This is a genomic window from Massilia frigida (assembly GCF_011682175.1).
Taxonomy (GTDB): Bacteria; Pseudomonadota; Gammaproteobacteria; order Burkholderiales; family Burkholderiaceae_D; genus Telluria_A; species Telluria_A frigida.
In genome coordinates this window covers 1-418 of the sequence record NZ_WHJG01000183.1, presented here as the reverse complement: position 1 = coordinate 418, position 418 = coordinate 1, and the positions used below count along the sequence as shown (strand labels likewise).

Genomic DNA, 418 nt, shown 5'->3' with positions numbered 1-418 from the left:
CCTATCTGCGCATGTCCAAACTCGCTCATTTACCCGTCAATCCCTTGCAGGCCGCCGCGAAGCGGTCGGTTTCAATTAGGCGATACCGTGGCGGTCGTCAAGTTTCACCGAAAACGTCATAGAGCCACAGCACTTCAAAGCCGGGCAAGCAATCGGAGGTGCCGCAACTGCCTAGCGCGGCGCTGCTCTTGGCGCCATCCATCAGCGCGGGAATTTCAAGTGGTATAAGCTGCGCTTTTTTGACAAGAGCGAAAGTCAAGCCCCAATCAAAACGACATTGGACCCATCTCAATTGAGCCAATTGCAAAACGATTTTTCTGAACTGGCCGGCATCACGGGAGCGCGACTTTCCATCGCATTTTCGTGATGCTGGACGAATTCTGGTCGGTTATGGTGGCGGAATCATGGTTAATCTCAT

The 418-nt window shown here is 52.9% G+C and carries 1 protein-coding gene; it reads right to left on the bottom strand.

Annotated features, from left to right (window positions below):
- Positions 1 to 97: 97 nt before the first annotated feature.
- A complete protein-coding gene (locus F2P44_RS34590; protein ID WP_167094626.1) occupies positions 98 to 307 on the bottom strand; it encodes a hypothetical protein in 210 nt (69 codons plus the stop codon).
- Positions 308 to 418 lie beyond the last annotated feature (111 nt).